The organism is Streptomyces sp. NPDC026417 (genome assembly GCF_055567695.1).
Window position 1 is genome coordinate 1 of the sequence record NZ_JBVHPY010000009.1, and the last position, 15,347, is coordinate 15,347.

Here is a 15,347-nt window from a genome sequence, read left to right on the forward strand (position 1 = left end):
CGCCAGGGCAATCGCACCACCGCCTAAAACCGCCGATATACTGCTACGCCGCCGAATTTACGCCCCTGCTTGAAGGCTGCGACCCCCCCCTCCCCCCCCCCCCCCCCCCCCCACCCACCCCCCCACCCCCCCCCCCCCCCCCCCCCCCCAGTCCCCCCCCCCCCCCCCCCCCCCCCCCCCCCCCCCCCCCCACCGCGTCCTCGCGGCGGCACCCGCAGCGCCGGCCGGTTCGGCCGGCCCGCGGGTCGCACCGTCACGCTGTGCACACCGACGTCGGCCGATCGCCCACGCACGGACGTCCGCAAGCCGGTCCGCGGTGAGCGGCGGGCCGGGTGAGCGCGCAGGGGTTCCTCGCTACTCCCCCTTCACCCCGACGTGCACGGTCTGCGCGAGCAGGACGAACACGTCCGGCCGGTGGTGGACGCTCGCCTTGTCGTCGGGGTCGAGCAGGCGGTCGAGGGTGGCCAGGTCATCGGCGTCGAGGCTCTCGGCGAGGCCCTCCCGGCGGCGGGTGAGCTGCATGACGACGAAGGCACGGGCCTCCTCGGACACCGGGGCGGGCAGATCGAGCAGGAACGAGCGGGTCGCGGCGTGCCGCAGGCCCACGGCGGTCAACAGGGCCGGCCAGTCCTCCGTCTCGGCGACCGCGCCGGGCAGCTCCGCGCGCATCTCGGCGAACCAGTGCTCGTGCACCGCGTCCATCCGGGCCTGCAGCCCGGGGCGGCCGATACCGATGTCGCGGGGCAGGAAGCGCGCGGACAGGCCGCCCTCCAGCAGGGCGAGCGTGCCGCCGGGCGCGAGGCTCCGCGCGAACCCGGCGAGTGCGGCCCGCTGGTCCCCGACGTGGTGCAGGGACCGGCTGGCCCACAGGAGGTCGGCCGGGTACTCCAGGTCGTCCAGGCCGTCGCCGAGTTCGGCCCGCAGGGTGCCGAAGCGGTCGGCGACACCCCGCCGGCCGGCCCGTTCGCGGGCCCGTTCCAGCAGCGTCTCCTCGCCGTCGACGGCGACGACGCGCGCCTGCGGAAAGGTGTCGGCGAGCAGGCAGGAGATGACGCCGGGGCCGCTGCCCGCGTCCACGATCAGTCCCGGCTCGGGCTCCATCTCCCGCAGCCAGGCCGCCGCGCTCCGGTAGAGGGGGGTGAACAGCTCGGCCTCCTGCTCCAGCAAGGGGAGCATCTCGGCGAAGTCCATGGGGCCGTGGTCGTGGCCCGCGTGGCCGGGGCCGCCGTGCTGGTGGCCCGTGGGCGCGGGTCCGCTGTGGTCGTGAGCATGAGCCATGGGGGTGAGCCTCTCGTCCGGGATGCGGCCAGGGTGCTCCGCCACTCCCGGAATCGGCCAGTCGTGTTGCGCGATCGGCAAAAAGGGCCATCCGGTGTCGAGGAGGCGCGGTGCGCACGACCGGGCGGACGGCGGGCCGCCGGGGTCCGGTCGCCGCGCATGCGCGACCCGACCCCGGCGAACCCGCTCACCCGGCGGCTACAGCGCCGGATACGCGTTCTTCATGAGCTCCTGGAACTGTGCCGAGAACCAGTGCCCGGAGAGCGGAGCGTTCGGCAGTGCGCCGGACGCGTTGTTGTTGTTCCGCGGGTTGCCGGTGTACGTCGGGTCGCACATCCGGTCGAAGCCCTTGCCCTCGTCGTTGTCGACGGCGGAGCTCGACCCGTCCGACTCACCCGGAGGCTTCATCCACACGTACGCGTCGATGCCGGCGGCCGGTGCCGCCTGCGGCCGTTCGCCGAGGCCCGCGCCCGCCTGGTTGCACCAGTTGCCGAGGTGGATGCGCCGGTCGTAGCGACCGCCGTTGACGTAGGTGTCCACGCTGGTCGTGGCCCCCGGGCCGGTGGGCCGGGCGGTGCCGCCCCAGCCGTTGCGGGAGGTGTCGATCAGCATGCCGAGCTTGGAGTCGAAGCCGATCGAGACCAGCTGGTTGCGCATGGCCTGTGCGTACGACAGCTCGTCGACGTAGCGGTTCCAGTCGATCCACTTCGACGTGCGCACGGAGGCGCCGATCACCGTGTCGTTGACCGAGAAGTGGTCTTCCTTGAGGGCGCTGTAGTTGGCCGTGTTCACGATGAAGCCGTGCACGTCGGCGACGGTCGCGCCCTCGGCGGTGGCGGCCTGCTTGAAGAGGTCGGCGGAGGGGCCGAAGTTGTCGTCCCAGCCGAGCCAGCCGTGGTGTCCGGCGTCGATGTAGTTGTAGACGTTGGGCACGTCACCGAGCTTGTTCAGCGCGTAGCCGACGCCCTTGATGTAGTTGCCGTTCGCCTTCATGGTGTCGCAGTTGGGGGTGGCGGTGGCGCGCGGCGTCACGTTCGTGACCAGGTTCGGCAGCGAGTCGATCTCGACGGTGGTGACGATCCGCAGGCCCGCGTACTTGCTGTCCTTGAGGATGGCCGCGATCGGGTCGATGTACTGCGTCCTGTACTTGTCGATCTCCGTCGGGCCGAGTTCGCCGTTGGAGGCGAGGGCCGCGCAGTCACGGCCGGGCAGGTTGTAGATGACCAGCTGCACGACCATCTCGTTGGAGCCCTTCTGGGCCAGTGCCGCGTCGAGGTGGTCCCGCAGGCCCATACCGCCGTTGACGCCGTTGATGGCGGCGATCCGGTCGAGCCAGACACCCGTCGGCTGGTTGGAGATGCGGCTGCCGCCCGGCTCGGCGGCGGCCTTCGCCGACCACTCGGGGTTCACGTACACCTTGGCACCGGCGTACGGGTTGTCGGCCCGCCCGGAGGGATCGGGACCGGGGTCGGGATCCGTGCCGCCTCCGCCGTCGACGTTGCACGTCACGCCGTCGAGGGTGAAGGTGGCCGGCAGGGCGTTGGTGCCGCTGTAGGAGGCGTTGAAGCCGAAGCTGACCGAGCCGCCGTTCGCCAGTGTGCCGTTGTAGCTCTCGTTGGCGGCGGTGACGGCCGTACCGCTCTGGCTGAGCTTCGCGTTCCAGCCGGAGGTGACCTTCTGGTTGCCGGCGTACGACCACTTCACGGCCCAGGAGGACTTCGCGGCGCTGTGGTTGGTGATCGTCACGGCGGCGGTGAAGCCGGTGTCCCACTGGTTCTGCACCTTGTAGTCGACGGTGCAGGGGACGGCGGCCGGGCCGATGTCGCCGGGGATGGCCGCGGCTGCGGTGCCCGATCCGCCGGCGAGCAGGGCGAGCGCCGCCAGCAGGGCTGTTCTTGTACGGCTCATGTGCGGGGTTCCTATCCGTTGAGGGAGCGCAGGTGGTCGCGCAGCCCGGTGCCGTAGGACGTGGGTGTTCCGTCGTAGTCGGTGATCAGGGAGGGGCCGGAGGAGCAGTCCCAGGTGTTCCAGGTCCAGCCCAGGTAGGAGAGGTTCCGAGCGTCGAACCAGGCCATGACACGGTCGACGAAGGAGTGGGCGCAGGTGTTCTCGCCGATCTCGCCCGCCACCAGCGGGACCTGGTCGGCGACGGGGGCGAGCGTGGAGTTCCAGCAGCTCTCGGTGGAGCAGGTGTTGAAGTTGTAGACGTGCCAGGCGGCGGCGAGATTGCCCGCCGGATCGCTCGGGCGGTACGAGAGCCACTGGCTCAGGTCGTTGGAGTACGCGAGACCGCCCGCCAGGATCAGGTTCTTGGCACCGGTGCCGCGCACCGCGTCGACGAGGTCCTGCATCCCGGCGACCTCGTAGCCGATGCCGGGGCAGGTCCCGCCGTCCCGCCAGCAGCTCCACGCCTGGCCGGCCGTGGAGGTCGCGCGGTCCGGGTAGGGCTCGTTGAACAGGTCGAACGCGACCGCCGGGTCCTCCTTGAAGGCGTTCGCCACCGAGGCCCAGAACGGCGGGGTGTACTGGGCGTCCGGCATCGGCTTCTGACAACTGGCGTGCACGTCCGAGCAGCCCGCGGAGTTGCCGGTGTACTGCCCGTACGTCCAGTGCAGTTCGAGCATCGGTGTCATGCCGTGCGCCTCGACCTTGGACACCAGGTCCTTGACCGCGGCGACGTAGGGAGCACCGCCGTACCGGGAGTCGATGTTCGAAAGGCCCAGCCAGCACTCCTCGTTGAGCGGAATGCGGACCGTGTTCGCCTTCCAGTCGGCGATCGCCTTCACCGACGCCTCGTCGACCGGGCCGTCGAAGATGCCGCGGCCCTGGACGCACATGAACTCCCCGCCGGAGCGGTTGACGCCGAGCAGCCTGCGGGTCCTGCCGTCGGCGTCGGTCAGCCTGTTGCCCGAGACGTGCAGCGCGGGTGCCGTCCCGGACGCCGGCGGCTCCGACGGTGAGGGGGTGGGCGAGGGTTCCGCGTCCACGTTGCAGGTGGTGCCGTTGAGCCGGAACCCCGTCGGCGCCGTGTTGCCGCCGCTCGACGAGGCGATGAATCCGGCGCTGACGCCGGCTCCCGTGGCCAGCGAGCCGTTCCAGCTCTCGTTGGCCGCGGTGACGGTCCGGCCGGACTGGGACCACTTGGCGTTCCAGCCCTGACCGATCCTCCGACCGTCGGGGAAATCGAAGGTGAGGGTCCAACTACTCACCGCTGCGCTGTTGTTGGTGATGTTCACGGCGCCCTGGAAACCGGTGTCCCACTGGTTGGTGACGGAGTACTCCACCGTGCACGCGGGGGTGGCTCCGGAAGCCGTGACGACCGGCACGATCGCGGTTGCCACGAGGGCGGCCGCGGCGCCGGCCACGGAAAGTGCTAATCGCGGGGGGTGTCGCATGAGCGACTCCTTGCAGTTCGGGCGCGTCGTCCGACGCGTCGACTGATGGAACCGCTCCCACTGGTGCCGATGAAGCTAGCGCCAACCGACGTCAAAGAACAGAGGGGTTGCACTGTCGATCAATCGAATCATTTCGACTCTTCAAGCACCTTGACCCCTCACACCACCGTCTCCAATATGGGAGCGCTCCCACTGGTTCAAGGCTTGTTGCTCCTCCCCCACTTCTCCGAGCCGCAAGGAGGAACCAGCACATGCACCGCAGACGGAGACGCCGCACCACGCGGCGGATGTGGACCGCTGTCGCGGCGGCCCTGGCACTCCCGCTGACCATGCTCAGCACCAGCACAACCCCCGCGCAGGCGGCCGCAGTTCAGTGCAGCGTCGACTACCGGACGAACGACTGGGGCTCCGGCTTCACCGCGGATCTGACGATCACCAACCGGGGCTCCGACGCCATCAGCGGATGGACCCTGAGCTACGCCTACACGGGAAACCAGACCCTCTCCAACGGCTGGAACGGCACCTGGTCCCAGTCCGGGAAGACGGTCACCGCCAAGAACGCCTCCTGGAACGGGACGATCGCCGCCGGGGCCGCCGTCACCACCGGCGCACAGTTCACGTACAGCGGCACGAACACCGCACCGACGTCCTTCGCCGTCAACGGCACGACGTGCGCCGGCGCCCACCAGCCGCCGGTCACCGTGCTGACGTCGCCCACCGCGGGCGCCGTCTACACGCAGGGCGACCCGGTCCCGCTGGCCGCCACCGCCGCGGCGGCCGACAACGCGAGCATCAGCAAGGTCGAGTTCTACGACGACACGACTCTGCTGGGCACGGACACCAGCTCGCCGTACACGCTCTCCACGAGCTCGCTGACGGCGGGAAGCCACTCCCTGGTCGCCAAGGCCTACGACAGCCTCGGCGCCTCGGCCGACTCCACACCGGTCGGCATCACCGTCGCCTCGGGACCCGCCGTGGTCGCCTCACCGTCCCAACTCGGCGTGCAGCAGAGCAAGTCCGGCACGTTCGACGTGAAGCTGTCGACGCAGCCGAGCGCGAACGTCACGGTCTCCGTCGCACGCACGAGCGGCAACACGGGACTGTCCGTGACCGGCGGCTCCTCGCTCACCTTCACGCCGTCCAACTGGAACACGGCGCAGAAGGTGACCGTCACGGCGGACGCGTCGGGCACCGGTTCGGCCACCTTCACGGCCTCCGCGACCGGCCACACCAAGGCGACCGTCACCGTCACGGAGCTGGCCGCGTCGAAGGCGTACGACGCCCGTTTCCTGGAGCTCTACGGCAAGATCACCAACCCGGCGAACGGCTACTTCTCCCCCGAGGGCGTCCCCTACCACTCGGTCGAGACGCTGATCGTCGAGGCGCCGGACCACGGGCACGAGACGACGTCGGAGGCGTACAGCTACCTGATCTGGCTGCAGGCGATGTACGGGAAGGTCACCGGCGACTGGTCCAAGTTCAACGCCGCGTGGACGACCATGGAGACGTACATGATCCCCACGCACGCCGATCAGCCGACCAACTCCTTCTACAACGCGGCCAAACCGGCGACGTACGCGCCCGAGTACGACACCCCGAACGAGTACCCGGCCAAGCTCGACAGCGGCGTCCCGGTCGGCTCCGACCCGATCGCCGGTGAGCTGAAGAGCGCCTACGGCACGGACGACGTGTACGGCATGCACTGGCTGCAGGACGTCGACAACGTCTACGGCTACGGCAACGAACCCGGCAAGTGCGAAGCGGGTCCGACGGCCACCGGCCCCTCGTACATCAACACCTTCCAGCGCGGCCCGCAGGAGTCGGTGTGGGAGACGATCCCGCAGCCGACGTGCGACGCCTTCAAGTACGGCGGCATCAACGGCTATCTGGACCTGTTCACCGGAGACGCCTCGTACGCCAGGCAGTGGAAGTTCACCAACGCCCCCGACGCCGACGCACGCGCCGTGCAGGCGGCCTACTGGGCCGACGTCTGGGCCAAGGAGCAGGGCAAGAGCGGCGAGGTGTCGACGACCGTCGGCAAGGCCGCGAAGATGGGCGACTACCTGCGCTACTCCATGTACGACAAGTACTTCAAGAAGATCGGCAACTGCGTCGGCCCGGCGGCGTGCCCGGCCGGTACCGGCAAGGACGCCTCGCACTACCTGATGTCCTGGTACTACGCCTGGGGCGGCGCCACGGACACCTCCGCGGGCTGGGCCTGGCGCATCGGCTCCAGCCACACCCACGGCGGCTATCAGAACCCCCTGGCCGCCTACGCCCTCAGCTCCAACGCCGACCTGAAGCCCAAGTCGGCGACCGGGCAGGCGGACTGGGCCAAGTCCCTCGACCGGCAGCTGGAGTTCTACCGCTGGCTGCAGTCCGACGAGGGCGCCATCGCGGGCGGCGCGACCAACAGCTGGGGAGGCCGCTACGCGACCCCGCCGGCCGGAACGCCCACCTTCTACGGCATGTACTACGACGAGAAGCCCGTGTACCACGATCCGCCGTCCAACCAGTGGTTCGGGTTCCAGGCGTGGTCCATGGAACGCGTCGCCGAGTACTACCAGCAGACGGGCGACGCGGACGCCAAGGCCGTGCTCGACAAGTGGGTCGACTGGGCCCTGTCCGAAACGACCGTCAATCCCGACGGCACCTTCCAGGTCCCCTCCACCCTCAAGTGGTCCGGGAAGCCCGACACCTGGAACGCGTCGAGTCCCGGCGCCAACAGCGGGCTGCACGTCACCGTCGCCGACTACACGAACGACGTCGGTGTGGCGGCGGCCTACGCCAAGACCCTGACGTACTACGCCGACCGGTCCGGTGACTCGGCGGCGAAGACGACGGCGAAGGCACTGCTCGACGGCATGTGGGAGCACGACCAGGACGCGCTCGGTGTGGCCGTCCCGGAGACCCGCGCCGACTACAACCGCTTCGACGACGGCGTGTACGTCCCGAGCGGCTGGACCGGGAAGATGCCGAACGGCGACACGATCAACTCCTCGTCGACGTTCGCGTCCCTGCGGTCGTTCTACAAGAACGACCCCGCCTGGTCGAAGATCGAGAGCTATCTCGCGGGCGGCGCCGCGCCCACCTTCACGTACCACCGGTTCTGGGCCCAGGCGGACATAGCCCTCGCCATGGGCTCGTACGCGGAGCTCCTCGAATAGTCCCCGCTACAGCTCCGCGTACCGGCCCCGCCGCCCACCTGACGGGCGGCGGGGCTCCGCACGATCGCCCGGACCGTGTAGTCGGCGAGTTCGGCGCCCCGGAGTGGAAGTAGTTCGTGGAGCCGGCGACCGGGGTGGAGTTGACCTTCGTACCGGCGCGGTAGACGTTGAAGGAGACGTTGTCCGGGTCGGTTCCGAGCCGGCGCCGGCTGACCAGGTTGCCGCTGTCGGTGTGGACGCTGACCATGCCGCGGTCGAGCCTCTCCGCCTGCCGGGCGGTCGCCGCGGCGGCCGGGGACGCGGTCAGTGCGGTGAGGCCGGCGGCGGCGAGCGCGCCGCGGACGGCGGTGGTCGGGAAACAGGCGGATGCGGGAGATCCTGCGTCTGCCGTGACGGTGCGGGTGCGGGTGCGGGGGCTGCACGGTGGTCACCTCCTGGGAGGAACAGACGAGCTCTGTGCCTCTCAGTCGCCGCCGCCGGGGACGGGGGTGCCGTACCGGGCGGCCAGGACGGTGACGGTGTGCGCGAGGCGGTCGCGCAGCTCGGCGGGTTCCAGCACCTCGATGTCCGTGCCGAGGCCGAGAAACTCGTCGTGCGCGCGGTCGACGGACTCGATGGGAACGACGGCGCGCACCCAACCGCCCTGCTCGGTGCCGCCGTTCGCCTCGACGGCGCGCGCGGCCGCGGGCGACAGGCGGGCGACCGCACCCGGGGCGAGCCGGACCACCGCCTCGCCCCGGTGCAGTCGTTCATGGAAATCCCGCTGGTACGCGGTCCAGTACCCGGCGAGGTCGAAGTCCTCGGGACGCGCGAACTCCTCGTCCGTCGGCGCCAGTTCGAGGATCTGGTCGACACGGAACGTACGGGGGCCCGGTCCGGCCACGACGTACCAGCGGCCCGCCTTCAGGACCAGGCCGTACGGCTCGAGCCGGCGCTCCACGTCGGTGGGGGTCCGCCAGCGGCGGTACAGGACGTGCAGGACGCGGCTGTTCCACACGGCGTCGGCGACGGCCGGCAGGTGGGGCGCCCGGGCGCCGTCGGCGTACCAGCCGGGCGCGTCCAGGTGGAAGCGGCCGCCGACCCGGTCGGCGTGCTCACGCAGCTCGCGCGGGAGGGCGGCGCGGACCTTCAGCTGGGCGGCGGCCAGAACCGAGCCGAGGCCCAGCTCGGCGGCGGGGCCGGGCGCGCCCGCCAGGAAGAGGGCCTCGGCCTCGTCGGTGGTCAGGCCCGTGAGCCGGGTGCGGTAGCCGTCGAGGAGCCGGTAGCCGCCCGCGTGGCCGGCGTCCCCGTAGAGCGGGACACCGGCGGCGTGCAGCGACTCGACGTCCCGGTAGACCGTACGCACCGACACCTCCAGCCGCTCGGCGAGCTCGGCGGCGGTCATCCGCCCGCGGGTCTGGAGCAGCAGCAGGATCGACACGAGGCGCGCTGACTTCACCCGGCCAGCGTCCCAGATCCCTTCGGGCTTCACTGACAGAGGATGTCAGTGGAGGCCCTCTAGCTTCCCTCCATGACGTACACGAACCAGGGCGCGGCCCCGGACACCCGGGGTGCCGTGCCGGGGCCGGTCCCCGAGGACGACGCACCGCCGCCCGCCTCCCCGGACTTCGCCGAGAAGCTGCTGACCGTGCCACCGCCGATCGAGGTGGCGGGCCGGTGGGTCAAGCGCTACCACGTCACCGCCGACGCGGCGGGCATCGCACCGGACGTGCAGCGGGCGGCCTACGCCATGCTGCCGCGGCTCCTCCCGGTGCCGGACGGCACCCCGCCGGCGACGTTCGTCGTGCTGCACCGGGGCGGTGACGACGGCGCGTACCTCAACGCCTACAGCTGGGTGTGGGACAACGTCCTGCACTTCCGCGGCGCGGCGGCGGGCCAGCCGGTGCTGGGCTGCCCGGACCGCGACCCGACGCACTTCGTCACCCTCGACCGCCCGTGGATCGGCTGCGTGTGGGAGCTGCCGCCGATCCTGCACGAGCGCGACGCCTGGGTCCGGCATCTGCTCGCGCCGGGCACCCCCGACCTCGACGCCTATCTCGCCGACTCCCTTCCCGAGGGCACCACAGGAGACCGCTGATGAGCAGCCCGCACGACTTCGACTTCCTGCACGGCAGGTGGGACGTCGCCCACCGCCGGCTCACCGACTTCCTCGACCCCGGCAGCGGCTGGGACGCGTTCGGGGCGGTCGCCCACTGCCGGAGCCTGTTCGGCGGGGCCGCGAACATCGACGAGATGAAGGTGCCGGACCAGGGCTGGACCGGACTCACACTGAGGCTCTTCGAACCGGAGAGCGGGCAGTGGTCGCTGCACTGGTCGTCCAGCCGCAGCGGCCGGCTGTTCCCGCCGGTGGCCGGCGGGTTCGTCGAGGGCCTCGGCACGTTCCACGGGGACGACACGCACGACGGCAGGGACGTACGGGTGCGGTACCTGTGGTCGGGTGTCTCGGCCACCACGGCCCGCTGGGAACAGGCCTTCTCCGTCGACCACGAAGAGACCTGGCTGACCAACTGGGTCATGGACTTCACCCGGCGGGCGGACACCTAGGGGGTGTCGCGGCACCGGAGCCGGTGCCGCGCCGCCGCTCAGCTCGCGCCGTGGGCCGCGGCCAGTTCCTCGACCCGGCGGGCGAGATCGAAGTCGAGGGTGGTGACCGCGCCGCCGACGCTGTGCGTGTTCACGGTGAGGGCGACGGTGTTGTAGCCGAGGGTGAGGTCGGAGTGGTGGTCGAGCTCCTCCTGCACCTGGGCGATGTGCACGACCATCGCGGTCGCGGCGAAATGCGATCCCAGCCGGTAGGAGCGGGCGATCCGGTCTCCGTCGAGCGACCAGCCCGGCAGCTGTGCCAGACGGTCCTCGATCTCCTTCCGGGGCAGCGGCTCGACGGCCATGACCTCGGTCCTCTCTCACGACGGGGGTGCGCAGGGGCTCACACTCACCCTGCCACAGGGACGCGCCACGGTCGCGGCACCGGACCCGGTCGACGCCGGGTGGTCCTCCCCGGGGCTGCCCCACCATGGCCCCGGCGCGAGCCCGTCCCCGGGAGTCGCCCACCCCCCTGACCACGCCGCGAGCTTCCATCCCCCTGTGTCCGCCGCCACCCTCGGCCGGCCGCCGCGAGGACCGTGGCGGTCCGGCCCCCTTCCCGGCCCGGGCACGCCGTTCCGCTCCTCGGCTACGGTCCTCCCATGACCAGAGCCGTGTCCGAGGCCGCCGGACCCCCGACCGCCCCGCCCGGGAAGGGCGTCGGCCCGCTGCTGCGGGGCTGGCGCGAGCAGCGGCGGGTGAGCCAGTTGGAGCTGGCACTCCGGGCGGGTTCCTCGGCCCGCCACATCAGCTTCGTCGAGACCGGCCGCGCCCGCCCCAGCGAGGAGATGATCCTGCGTCTCGCCGAGCACCTCGACGTGCCGGTCCGGGAGCGCAACGCGCTGCTGCTGGCCGCCGGGTACGCCCCCCGCTACCCCGAGACCCCGCTCGACGACCCGTCGATGGACGCGCTGCGTCAGGGCATGGAGCGCCTGCTCCAGGGCTACGAGCCCTATCCGGCGCTCGTGGTGGACGCCACGTACACGGTGCTCGCCGCCAACCGCGGGATCACCATGCTGCTGGAGGGCGTCCCGGAGTTCCTGCTGGAACCCCCTCTGAACGCCATGCGGCTCACCCTGCACCCGCAGGGCCTGGCCCCCCGCATCCGCAACCTGCGCACCTGGCGGGAGCACCTGCTCGCGCAGATGGACCGGCAGATCGCCCTCCACCGCTCGGACGCGCTGCGCGCCCTGTACGAGGAGGTGGCGGCCCACCCGGTGCCGGAGCACTCCGCTTCCGAGGAGCCGGACGAGCCGGTCGCGCCCTTCGCGCTGCCCCTGCGGATCGAGCACGGCGGGCGGGTGCTGTCCTTCATCTCCTCGATCTCGACCTTCAACACCCCGATGGACGTGACGGTCGCCGAGCTGGCCATCGAGACCTTCCTCCCGGCGGACCCGGCCACCGCCAAGTTCCTTCATCAACAAGTGTCCTGACGATCCATCACCGAGCGCGTGCCGGGACGGGTGATGCGTCCGACCCCGTGAGGGTTCCGGGGGAACATGACACACTGCTCACGTACTTCGGCGCGTGGGGAGGCGTGGCGTGAGTGAGCGGCGGGCGGCGCCCACCGTGGGGCAGGTGATACTGGGACGGCGGCTCCAGGAGTTGCGGGAGGCCGCCGGGCTGCGGCGCGAGGAGGCGGCGCGCGTGCTGCGTGTGGCCCCGGCGACCGTACGGCGCATGGAGATGGCCGAGGTCGCGCTCAAAATCCCGTATCTCCAGGTGTTGCTGACGACCTACGGTGTGCCCCAGGACGAGGTGACGGGCTTCATCGCGCTGGCCGAGGAGGCCAATCAGGCGGGGTGGTGGCAGCGGTTCCACGATGTGCTGCCGGACTGGTTCAGCATGCACATCAGCCTGGAGGGCGCCGCCCGGATGATCCGGTCGTACGAGCCGCACTTCGTGCCGGGGCTGCTGCAGACCGAGGACTACGCGCGCGCCGTCATGGAGGCCGGCACCGTCGGGCAGACGGACCCGGCGGCCGTGGAGCGGCACGTCACCCTGCGCATGACGCGGCAGAAGCTGCTCACCCGGGAACAGCCGCCCCGCTTCTGGGTGATCATGGACGAGACCGTGCTGCGGCGCCCGGTGAGCATTCGCGGCGAGGTCATGCGCGACCAGATCGACCGGCTCCTCGAAGCGGCCGAGAACGACGAGATCACGCTGCAGATCGCCGAGTACGCGGACGGCCCGCACCGGGGGACGTACACGTCCTTCACGCTGTTCCGTTTCGCGGAGCCCGAGCTGCCCGACATGGTCTACAGCGAGTACCTGACCGGCGCCCTCTATCTCGACTCGCGCCTGGAGGTGGCCCTGCATCTGGAGGTGCTGGACCACATGTCGGCGCGGGCCGCCTCCGCCGAGCGGACCAAGGCGCTCCTGCGGGAGTACCGCGAGAGCTTCTGAACCGCCCGGCGGACCGGTTCCGTCACCCGGTGCCCGCGGTGCCGTCCCGGTCGCCGCTCCCGCCGCCGGGCCTGTCGTCGTCGACGATCTCGGCGTCCACCACGCCGTCCTCGTCGGCCGGGGCGCGCTCTTCGGCCGGGGCGCCGGCCGGTTCCTGCGGCGGTGACCGGCGGGCCTGTGCGTACATGGCCTGCCCCATCTGCTGGCTGACCGCGGCCAGCTTCTCGACGCCGGCGCGCAGGGCGCTCGTGTCGGCCGGGCCGTCGAGGAGGGCCTTGAGTTCCGTGATCGCCGAGCCGACCTCCGCCTGCGTGCCGGCGGGAATGCGCTCCTCGTTGTCCCGGACGAACTTCTCCGTCTGGTAGACCAGTTGCTCGGCCTGGTTGCGCGTGTCGGCGGCCTCGCGGCGTCTGCGGTCCTCGTCGGCGTACCGCTCGGCCTCGCGCATCATGCGGTCGATGTCGTCCTTGGGGAGCGCCGAGCCGCCGGTCACGGTCATCTTCTGCTCGCGTCCGGTGGCGAGGTCCTTCGCGGAGACGTGCATGATGCCGTTGGCGTCGATGTCGAAGGCGACCTCGATCTGCGGCACCCCTCGCGGCGCGGGCGGCAGTCCCGTGAGGTCGAACACGCCCAGCTTCTTGTTGTACGCGGCGATCTCGCGCTCGCCCTGGAAGACCTGGATGCCCACCGAGGGCTGGTTGTCGGCGGCCGTCGTGAAGATCTCCGAACGCCGGGTGGGAATGGTCGTGTTGCGCTCGATGAGGGTGGTCATGATGCCGCCCTTGGTCTCGATGCCGAGGGACAGCGGGGTGACGTCGAGCAGCAGGACGTCCTTGACGTCGCCGCGGATGACACCCGCCTGGAGGGCCGCCCCGACGGCCACCACCTCGTCCGGGTTGACGCCCTTGTGCGGGTCCTTGCCGGTGAGTTCCCTGACCAGGTCGGTCACGGCGGGCATCCGGGTCGAGCCGCCGACCAGGATGACGCGGTCGACCGCGGACAGTTTCACCCCCGCGTCCTCGACCGCCTGGTGGAAGGGGGCCCTGCAGCGGTCGAGGAGGTCGGCCGTCAGCTCCTGGAACCGGGCGCGCGTCAGCTTCTCGTCCAGGTGCAGCGGGCCGTCCGCGGAGGCCGTGATGTACGGCAGTGAGATGGTCGTCTCGGAGGAGCCGGACAGCTCGATCTTCGCCTTCTCGGCCCCCTCGCGCAGCCGTTGCAGCGCCATCTTGTCCCGGCCGAGATCGACGCCGTGCGCGCCCTTGAAGCGGGTGACGAGGTGGTCGACGATCCGCTGGTCCCAGTCGTCGCCGCCGAGCCGGGTGTCGCCGTTGGTGGCCTTCACCTCGATGACGCCGTCGCCGATCTCCAGGAGCGAGACGTCGAAGGTGCCGCCGCCCAGGTCGAAGACGAGGACGGTCTGCTCCTCGCCCCGGTCGAGCCCGTAGGCGAGGGCGGCGGCCGTCGGTTCGTTGATGATCCGCAACACCCTGAGGCCCGCGATCTCGCCGGCCTCCTTGGTGGCCTGGCGCTGGGCGTCGTCGAAGTGGGCGGGCACGGTGATCACGGCGTCCGTGACCTCCTCGCCGAGGTAGGACTCCGCGTCGCGCTTCAGCTTCTGCAGGACCCGCGCGGACAGTTCCTGGGCCCGGTAGCGGGTGCCGTCGACGTCCCCCCGGTCCGGGAACCGCCAGGCGGTGTCCCCCATGTGCCGCTTGACCGAACGCGCCGTCCGCTCCACGTTGGTGACCGCCTGGCGCTTGGCCACCTCACCGACGAGGACCTCGCCGTTCTTCGCGAAGGCCACCACCGAGGGGGTGGTGCGGGCACCCTCCGCGTTGGCGACGACGGTGGGGTCACCGCCCTCCAGGACTGCCACCACCGAGTTCGTCGTACCGAGATCGATCCCGACCGCACGCGCCATGTCCGTCCCCTTCCGACCGGCCGCTCCCCCTCTCCAGCACAAAACTTGAGCGGACATCTGTCAATGCCGCCTGCCCGGCAAACGACGATGCCGCGCCCCGTGACGGGGCGCGGCATCGTCGGACGGGCGCGGGTCAGGCCAGCTTGGCCGACAGCGTGATCGTCGTGCCGGTGAGCGCCTGGCTGACCGGGCAGTTGACCTTGGCGTCCTCGGCGGCGGCGACGAAGGCCGCCTCGTCGATGCCCGGCACGGTGCCCTCGACGGTGAGGTGGATGCCGGTGATGCCCTCGCCGGGCTGGAAGTTCACGTCGGCCGAGGTGACCAGCTTGGTGGGCGGCGTGCCCGCCTTGTCGAGGATGTTCGAGAAGGCCATCGAGAAGCAGCTGGAGTGGGCGGCCGCGATCAGCTCCTCCGGGCTGGTCTTGCCGTTCGCCTCCTCGGCGCGCGACGCCCAGGTCACGGGCTGCTCGCCGATGCTGCCGGAGGAGTCGAAGGTGACGACGCCGTTGCCCTTGAACAGGTTGCCTTCCCACACAGTGTGTGCGGAGCGCGTGGTTGCCACGATGAGTCCTTTCGGGTGTGGTCCCGTTCCCGGGT

General features: G+C 71.0%; 12 protein-coding genes and 1 pseudogene. 5 read left to right on the forward strand and 8 right to left on the reverse strand.

The window, feature by feature from the left end:
- Positions 1 to 354: 354 nt before the first annotated feature.
- From ACZ4NT_RS16110 to ACZ4NT_RS16120, 3 genes are all read right to left on the reverse strand, one after another.
- The gene (locus tag ACZ4NT_RS16110) at positions 355 to 1,278 is read right to left on the reverse strand and encodes a class I SAM-dependent methyltransferase (protein ID WP_121407081.1); all 924 of its coding nucleotides are present in this window, start codon (positions 1,276 to 1,278) and stop codon (positions 355 to 357) included.
- 198 nt (positions 1,279 to 1,476) lie between these two features.
- Complete coding sequence (locus ACZ4NT_RS16115; protein WP_467725848.1) at positions 1,477 to 3,186, reverse strand: glycoside hydrolase family 6 protein; 1,710 nt, start codon at positions 3,184 to 3,186, stop codon at positions 1,477 to 1,479.
- Between the two features lie 11 nt (positions 3,187 to 3,197).
- The gene (locus ACZ4NT_RS16120) at positions 3,198 to 4,673 is read right to left on the reverse strand and encodes a cellulose binding domain-containing protein (RefSeq protein WP_467725850.1); all 1,476 of its coding nucleotides are present in this window, start codon (positions 4,671 to 4,673) and stop codon (positions 3,198 to 3,200) included.
- A 251-nt stretch (positions 4,674 to 4,924) separates the two neighbouring features.
- Here ACZ4NT_RS16120 and ACZ4NT_RS16125 point away from each other — a divergent pair, with 251 nt between their 5' ends.
- Positions 4,925 to 7,840: a glycoside hydrolase family 48 protein gene (locus ACZ4NT_RS16125; RefSeq protein WP_467725852.1), complete on the forward strand. Its 2,916-nt coding sequence runs from the start codon at positions 4,925 to 4,927 to the stop codon at positions 7,838 to 7,840.
- Positions 7,841 to 7,899: 59 nt separating this feature from the next.
- Here the strand turns inward: ACZ4NT_RS16125 and ACZ4NT_RS16130 are convergent.
- Both ACZ4NT_RS16130 and ACZ4NT_RS16135 read right to left on the reverse strand, forming a co-directional pair.
- A pseudogene (locus ACZ4NT_RS16130) lies at positions 7,900 to 8,217 on the reverse strand (rhamnogalacturonan endolyase family protein); the annotation flags it as partial.
- An 86-nt stretch (positions 8,218 to 8,303) separates the two neighbouring features.
- The gene (locus tag ACZ4NT_RS16135) at positions 8,304 to 9,278 is read right to left on the reverse strand and encodes a helix-turn-helix transcriptional regulator (protein ID WP_467725854.1); all 975 of its coding nucleotides are present in this window, start codon (positions 9,276 to 9,278) and stop codon (positions 8,304 to 8,306) included.
- A 72-nt stretch (positions 9,279 to 9,350) separates the two neighbouring features.
- Between ACZ4NT_RS16135 and ACZ4NT_RS16140 the strand changes: the two genes are divergently transcribed.
- Both ACZ4NT_RS16140 and ACZ4NT_RS16145 read left to right on the forward strand, forming a co-directional pair.
- Positions 9,351 to 9,917 (forward strand): hypothetical protein, encoded by a 567-nt coding sequence (locus tag ACZ4NT_RS16140; RefSeq protein ID WP_467725855.1) that lies wholly within the window; start codon positions 9,351 to 9,353, stop codon positions 9,915 to 9,917.
- Positions 9,917 to 10,384, forward strand: coding sequence for a hypothetical protein (locus ACZ4NT_RS16145; protein ID WP_467725856.1), 468 nt, complete (start codon positions 9,917 to 9,919; stop codon positions 10,382 to 10,384). Before ACZ4NT_RS16140 ends, ACZ4NT_RS16145 begins: the two co-directional genes overlap by 1 nt.
- Positions 10,385 to 10,422: 38 nt before the next feature.
- On the opposite strand, the gene ACZ4NT_RS16150 is transcribed toward ACZ4NT_RS16145, so the two are convergent.
- Entirely contained in the window at positions 10,423 to 10,728 is a 306-nt protein-coding gene (locus ACZ4NT_RS16150) for a 4a-hydroxytetrahydrobiopterin dehydratase (protein ID WP_121407076.1), read from the reverse strand.
- Positions 10,729 to 11,025: 297 nt separating this feature from the next.
- Here ACZ4NT_RS16150 and ACZ4NT_RS16155 point away from each other — a divergent pair, with 297 nt between their 5' ends.
- Positions 11,026 to 11,856, forward strand: a complete 831-nt coding sequence (locus ACZ4NT_RS16155) for a helix-turn-helix domain-containing protein (protein ID WP_467725859.1) — start codon at positions 11,026 to 11,028, stop codon at positions 11,854 to 11,856.
- A 109-nt stretch (positions 11,857 to 11,965) separates the two neighbouring features.
- On the forward strand, positions 11,966 to 12,829 hold the full coding sequence (locus tag ACZ4NT_RS16160; RefSeq protein WP_467725861.1) for a helix-turn-helix domain-containing protein: 864 nt from the start codon (positions 11,966 to 11,968) through the stop codon (positions 12,827 to 12,829).
- 22 nt (positions 12,830 to 12,851) lie between these two features.
- Here ACZ4NT_RS16160 and dnaK read toward each other — a convergent pair whose 3' ends face one another.
- Both dnaK and ACZ4NT_RS16170 read right to left on the reverse strand, forming a co-directional pair.
- Positions 12,852 to 14,750 (reverse strand): molecular chaperone DnaK, encoded by a 1,899-nt coding sequence (gene dnaK, locus ACZ4NT_RS16165; RefSeq protein WP_467725862.1) that lies wholly within the window; start codon positions 14,748 to 14,750, stop codon positions 12,852 to 12,854.
- 133 nt (positions 14,751 to 14,883) lie between these two features.
- Positions 14,884 to 15,312 (reverse strand): OsmC family peroxiredoxin, encoded by a 429-nt coding sequence (locus ACZ4NT_RS16170; protein WP_121407072.1) that lies wholly within the window; start codon positions 15,310 to 15,312, stop codon positions 14,884 to 14,886.
- Positions 15,313 to 15,347: the final 35 nt, after the last annotated feature.